The sequence below is a fragment of the Paraburkholderia domus genome (assembly GCF_905220705.1).
Classification (GTDB): Bacteria; Pseudomonadota; Gammaproteobacteria; order Burkholderiales; family Burkholderiaceae; genus Paraburkholderia; species Paraburkholderia domus.
Map to the genome: position 1 here is coordinate 47,751 of NZ_CAJNAT010000042.1, position 6,000 is coordinate 53,750.

At 60.8% G+C, this 6,000-nt stretch carries 5 protein-coding genes and 2 pseudogenes; 2 read left to right on the forward strand and 5 right to left on the reverse strand.

Annotation, left to right across the window (positions count from 1 at the left end; genetic code table 11):
* Window positions 1–195 precede the first annotated feature (195 nt).
* From KHO31_RS36015 to KHO31_RS36025, 4 genes and pseudogenes are all read right to left on the reverse strand, one after another.
* Window positions 196–390, reverse strand: a complete 195-nt coding sequence (locus KHO31_RS36015; RefSeq protein ID WP_201086481.1) for a hypothetical protein — start codon at window positions 388–390, stop codon at window positions 196–198.
* Window positions 391–497: 107 nt separating this feature from the next.
* Window positions 498–707: pseudogene (locus tag KHO31_RS39640) on the reverse strand (hypothetical protein); the annotation flags it as partial.
* 6 nt (window positions 708–713) lie between these two features.
* Window positions 714–1,385 (reverse strand): sensor histidine kinase, encoded by a 672-nt coding sequence (locus tag KHO31_RS36020; protein WP_201139310.1) that lies wholly within the window; start codon window positions 1,383–1,385, stop codon window positions 714–716.
* Window positions 1,386–2,051: 666 nt separating this feature from the next.
* Window positions 2,052–2,999, reverse strand: a complete 948-nt coding sequence (locus KHO31_RS36025; protein WP_211625670.1) for a LysR family transcriptional regulator — start codon at window positions 2,997–2,999, stop codon at window positions 2,052–2,054.
* A gap of 171 nt (window positions 3,000–3,170) precedes the next feature.
* Here KHO31_RS36025 and KHO31_RS36030 point away from each other — a divergent pair, with 171 nt between their 5' ends.
* Together KHO31_RS36030 and KHO31_RS36035 are read left to right on the forward strand one after the other, a co-directional pair.
* A complete protein-coding gene (locus KHO31_RS36030) occupies window positions 3,171–4,388 on the forward strand; it encodes an FAD-dependent monooxygenase (RefSeq protein WP_211625672.1) in 1,218 nt (405 codons plus the stop codon).
* 512 nt (window positions 4,389–4,900) lie between these two features.
* Entirely contained in the window at window positions 4,901–5,545 is a 645-nt protein-coding gene (locus tag KHO31_RS36035; RefSeq protein ID WP_211625674.1) for an ankyrin repeat domain-containing protein, read from the forward strand.
* Window positions 5,546–5,769: 224 nt separating this feature from the next.
* Here KHO31_RS36035 and KHO31_RS36040 read toward each other — a convergent pair.
* Window positions 5,770–6,000: pseudogene (locus KHO31_RS36040) on the reverse strand (hypothetical protein); the annotation flags it as partial.

The window sequence follows — 6,000 nt, forward strand, 5'->3', positions numbered from 1 at the left end:
TGCCGCGAACGGATATGCAAGGTGCCGACCGATTCGACGTAGGTGTTCGCAACCCAACGTCATGTCGCCATAGTTGACGTTGACATAGTCGCCAGGCTAGCGGTAGTCGGTCCGCTGCCGGACGCAAAGACGAGAAATCGAAAGGCGCCCGCTGCGGCCAACAGGCGAAAACAAAGCTCAGCCAGTTGCAGCGAGCTATGCGACGCGCTGGTTCAACCACACCCGGCCCGCCGCCGTCATGTTGATGACGCCACAGGCACGCGATTCGTAGGCAAGTCCGAAGCTTAATAGTTCTTCCGCTATCGAGCGCGGCGTCTCTGCCACGGAATCTGGAATCCGATCAAGCGATTTGAGAGTCTGGACAGCCTCGGGGGAAAGTTCGATGTACATGGCCGCCTCCTGTTCTTGAGATCAGCATGAACCGATCGAGTTTTGGCCGTCTGTACGGTAGCGTCTACTTAAGCCGCCCTTTCTGAAATTTATCTGGACCATTGGCGTCATCCCGTTTCGATCGACGCAGTGTTCGAAGTACCGCATTCCCCAGATATCTTGAACTGGGGCGGCGCAGCGCCCGTTAAATCATGAACTGCAATCGCCAGCGCGAGCGGTGGATTCAGGCTGTCGACCATCTAACTCGGAATCAGGATCGTCGCACCACGTTCTTTATTCGTTTCATGGATGATGTTGATCGCGCGTAACTGGAGCGCGCGCCATCACTCTAGCCGCTCCGTTACGCACGCCTCCACCACGATGGGTAGTCGAAGTGTGAATTCGCTGCCAGCACCGGGGCCAGCACTGAACGCCGACACAGTCCCGCCATGCGACTCGGCAACGGCTTTCACGACGGCAAGACCGACCCCCAACCCACCGGCACTTGCCCCTATCGTTCTGCGGGCTTGAGCGAAAAGTTCGAAGATATGCGGCATGAGCGAATCCGACATGCCCATACCATCGTCCCTCACGGACAAGACAAGAACGTTGCGCTCCGCCAGCACTTTCACCGTGATACAACGGTTTTCCGGCGTATATTTCAGCGCGTTGTGCAGCAGATTGTTCACGGCCTGTGCGAGGCGAACAGGATCACAGTCAACGCGCAACGTCCTGTCAGCAATCTGGACCGTTAAAGTCTGCTTGCGTCGCGCCGCTGCCAAGTCCGCCGCGAACTGCATCGGCGTCAAAGGCCCGCGAAGCTCATGCGCCACCATCGCAAGGATTTCGTCCTTGAGTCGCAACGCGTCAAAATGCTTGACCGGTTGCGAAGCACACCCGGAAAGTTCCATGATGGAACGTTGCTGCGCCTGTTCCATCATTTCGTCTGTCAAAACTGCGCGGCGTGCATCGGGCGTGCCGACGAACCAACGGAAAGAACCTGGATGCGCTGACATGTCTACCCCCGATCGCGCGCCTGGTGAATGCGATGGACCTATATACGGCGGTTTGCCGTGACCTGCCTCGCGAGAGTGACCTGACGGTCACTGGTGGACACAGGTTGAGAATGAAGCATTCCACCAACACTGCGGTAACTCTGTCCGGTACCGGTCAGATCAGTAAAAGCCAGTGAGGAACAGCTATGTGGAAACTCGATGGTCCACACAGGGTGGAAACCACACGTTGGCTGACACCGGGACCTGACATTCGCTGCCATCGATGTGCAAACGGCAGGAAGGTGCCCTGAAGCTGCCTCACAGACGTCGCTGCGTGAACGTCGGCAATGGCCGAACTCGAGTCGTTGCGCGCACAACTGCCGCTACCCGCTCGTCGGCCTGAGCCGTCATCGGGATGGGCTGGATTCTACGTCCGCAATGCGGAGGGCTACTGACGGTGACAGCGTCGAGCAGGCGGACGGCAGCTTCCTGCATCGGTGAACTCACACTTCCGACCCACAACTGACGGTCGTGTCGGCGCGCCGTCAACGGCCGCTTGCGGGGCGGAGCCGACCCCGGAATGTCCGACCGACGACGCCTGTGAGCGGCAGTTTATGGCGCCAGATCCAGTCATATGCTCGCTCGCCCGCCTCGATCAGGCCGCTCGACCCGATGTCTTGTTTCGAACTACGATCTTTTTTGCACGGACTTCGTTCTGCGCGTTTGCATTGCCGAGTCCGCGAACAGGTCGATCACCACCCCGCGCAGCCAGCGATTGCCTTCGTCCTGCTGGACTCGCTCGTGCCAGAGCAAATGAATCGGCGCGGCGGGCAACGTCGAGGGCAATGTGCGAAGGCTCAGTGAGAACGGCGCTGCCAGTTGCAAGGCCAGTCGCTCCGGCACCGTGGCAATCAGATCGGTGCGTTGCAGGATGTAGCCGACGCTCATGAAGTGCGGCACCGTCAATCGCACCCGGCGCTGCACGCCTCGCCGTTTTAGCCAATCGTCCACCTGACCGTGTCCGGTGCCGGCGGACACCACTACCAGATGCTCGGTTTCACGCCAGGCAGCGAGCGTGAGTGGCGCATCTTCGAGCGCATGGCCGCGCCTGAACAGGCAGACATACCGCTGATCGAACAGGCGGCGCTGATAGAAACCGCCCTTGAGCTGCGGCAGCAGGCCGATGGCGAGATCGACCCGGCCCTCGGCCATCTCGTTGCTCAGATTGACGCTCGTGTCGCGAACGGTATTGAGCGCGATGCCCGGCGCCTCGCGCGACAGTCGTTCGACAAGCGCGGGCAGAAAGACGACCTCGCCGATATCGGTCATGCCGATCGTTATCGTGCGCGTGACACGCAGCGGATCGAAACCGGTCTCGGGATTGAGTGCGGCGTGCAGGATCGCTAGCGCCTGAGAAACCGGCTCTGCCAGGCGCAACGCAAACGGCGTGGGCACTACTCCGCCCGGCCCACGCACGAACAGCGGGTCACCGAGCCGTCGACGCAGTTTGGCGAGGGCGTTGCTGACGCCGGGCTGACTCATGTTCATCTGCTCGGCCACGGTCGATACGCGCCGCTCCTGCATCAACCGTTGGAAAAGCAGCAGCAGATTGAGATCAACTTCACTCAGCTTCATGACGCGGGTATCCCGGGCTCATTGATTTCAGTGATGATGCAGATTCACCCCATTTTATTGCGAAATGGACGACCAGTGCCGAGAATTCAGATACGGCGCACGCATCCGACTTCAGCGCAGTTCGCGTGCCGTGCCGATTCAATCACACAGTCTGAATATTGGAGACACCCCATGGAACAGCTGGATCTGAAGATCGCAATAATCGGTGCCGGCATCGGCGGCCTCACGCTCGCGCTCGCACTGCGAGAACATGGCATCGACGCGCAGCTCTACGAGCAGACCGACGAACTTCGCGAGGTCGGAGCGGCAGTCGCGCTGTCGGCGAATGCGACGCGGTTTTACGAGCGCATGGGACTGCGTGCAGCCTTCGACGCGGTGTGCGCTGAAATACCCGCGCTGATCTATCGGGACGGGCGCAGCGGCGAAGTGATTGGACAGCATCGTGGCGAACCGAGCTATCGCCAGCAGTTCGGGGGATCCTATTGGGGCGTACACCGCGCGGACCTGCAGGCCGTGCTGTCGAACGCGGTCGGCCTCGAGCGCATCAATCTCAGCCATCGGCTGACCGATCTCGTGCAGCACCCGGATCGTGTGAGTCTGAGTTTCGCCAACGGTCGGCACATCGACGCCGATCTGGTGATCGGCGCGGACGGGGCACGCTCGATCACGCGGCACTGGATGCTCGGCTACGACGACGCCCTGTATTCGGGCTGCTCAGGTTTTCGTGGCGTGGTGCCGGCTGGACGCATGGATCTGCTGCCCGATCCCGAGGCCATTCAGTTCTGGGTCGGACCACAGGGCCATCTGCTTCACTATCCGATCGGCGACAAAGGCGACCAGAACTTTCTGCTCGTCGAGCGCCATCCCTCGCCGTGGCCGTCACGCGACTGGGTCACGCCGGCGAGCGAGGGTGAGCAGCTGCGCCTGTTCAAGGACTGGCATCCGGCGGTGGTGCAGATGATCACGGCGGTGCCGATCAGCCAGCGCTGGGGCCTGTTCCATCGTCCCCCGCTCGGGCGCTGGAGCAAGGGCCGCGTAACGCTCATCGGCGATGCCGCGCATGCGCTCGTGCCGCACCATGGCCAGGGTGCCAATCAGTCGATCGAAGATGCCGTGGTGCTGGCCGCGCAGCTGGCCAAGGCGGGCCCGGGTCGCTGGCGCGAGGCGCAGGAGGCCTACGAGCGGTTGCGGCGCGGCCGCACGCGCAAGGTGCAATACGCCTCGATATCGACGGCAGACGTGTTGCATCTGCCGGACGGACCCGAGGCACAGGCGCGCAACGCCCGCCTTAGCGCACGCGACAGCCTGCTGCATCATATCGACTGGATTCACGATTTCGACGCCCTTGCACAAGAGCCGACCGAACGCCAGGGCGGCACCTGGCTTTGAACTGCGCTCCTCTCTTTGACGCCTGCGCGACTGTCCTGGCTCGTTGAGGGTTGTTGGATGACCGCCGTGGTCGCCATGACTGTGAACATGCTGCGCCGCGTGCCGGCAGGCGTCGAACAACCCTCAAGGTCAGCCCCTGTTCGATTTTTCCTGGGCCGGTTCAAGATCGGCCAATTATCGGCAGGCTCGGCTGACCGAAGTGGTGCTCTCTGAAGCAACCTTGGCCCCCGGCTGTCGAATGGCCGTTTGATAGGGCGGAGCCGCCATCCGAATGTCCGGGTGACACGTCGGACGAATGACCCTTCTGGCCAGCAGTACGCGTTCGCACAAACCGCCGGAAAGCTGCCATTGAGAATTCCAACATCCTCACGGCGGCACGTTAATCGAACTGGTGCTATCGGCCATCAGCGGTCATTGGACTGCCTGCCCCGAATTGACGACAATCTAATAGTCTAAACTTTGTGACAATTGGCACTGCTTGAATCAGAGCGGTCGCGATCAAGGAGGCGTAAATGGGTAAACCTTCCAGAACAGCGCTATTCTCTGCATCCCGCATGTGGGACTGGCCGACAGTCGCCGCATTATTGGTTGCAGCCCCCGAACTCGTCGCGGCGAGCGACCCGCAGGGGCACACCGCCCTGCATCGGGCATGCGCGGTCAAGCCTGGCAGTAGTCCACAACTGGTCGAGCCGCACGGCGTAAGAACCATCACAACGTTGCTCGAAGCAGGTGCGGACCTCGAACGGGCCGTGCCAATGGGTGAGGACGAAGGGGATTTTCGAGCTACGCCGCTATGGTATGCGGTCGCCCGTGGAGAAAACTTTCCTTTGGTCGAGTTTCTTTTGCAGCGTGGCGCCAACGCCAGCTATTCGCTTTGGGCGGCCGTGTGGCGCGACGACGACGATGTATGTCGTGCGCTGTTGAAGTCCAAACCGGAACTGAATCTCAGGGCGCATGGCGAGACACCCATTTTCTATGCGGCGAGGCTCCAGCGGCTTGCTACGTTGGCCCTATTGATCGACGCCGGAGCGGACCCGTCGATTCCAGATTCGGTAGGTCGCGACAGCGTAGCGATCGCTCGGGAACGCAAACTGCCGGAAGAAATTATCGAACGGATGGTGTCGCTACAGCAGCGCAAGCTACGCCGCCGTACTTAAAAGGTATGCTCGGGTCTCTCCAGCATTACCCTCGCGAATGGCTGTTTTGGAGAACCGCCATGGTCTCTTCAGGGTCGGGAGTGTGCGTTCGCTGATGCAGGAAGCTGCCATCGGGCTGCTCGATGCCGCCATCGTCGGCAATCGGCCGCATTGCTGACGTAGAACCCAGCCCGCCCGAGTGGCAGCTCCGGTCGATGAACCGCCGGACAAAGCCAAAACACAAATCAGCGCATACCGCCACGCACCGGCCCAAGCATGTCGTGGATGCCAAACGTCATCATCGCGAGAAACGCCAGCAGCGCCAGATAGTAGAACGCATAGGTGAGTTTCACCGACGGCGCAATACTGAAGTTGACCCGCGAAAACGGACGCCTATCCTTTTGAAGAAGGAGGTGCCGAAATGGGCAAGCATCGTACCCCGTACCCGGCGGAATTCCGGGCACAAATGGTTGAAC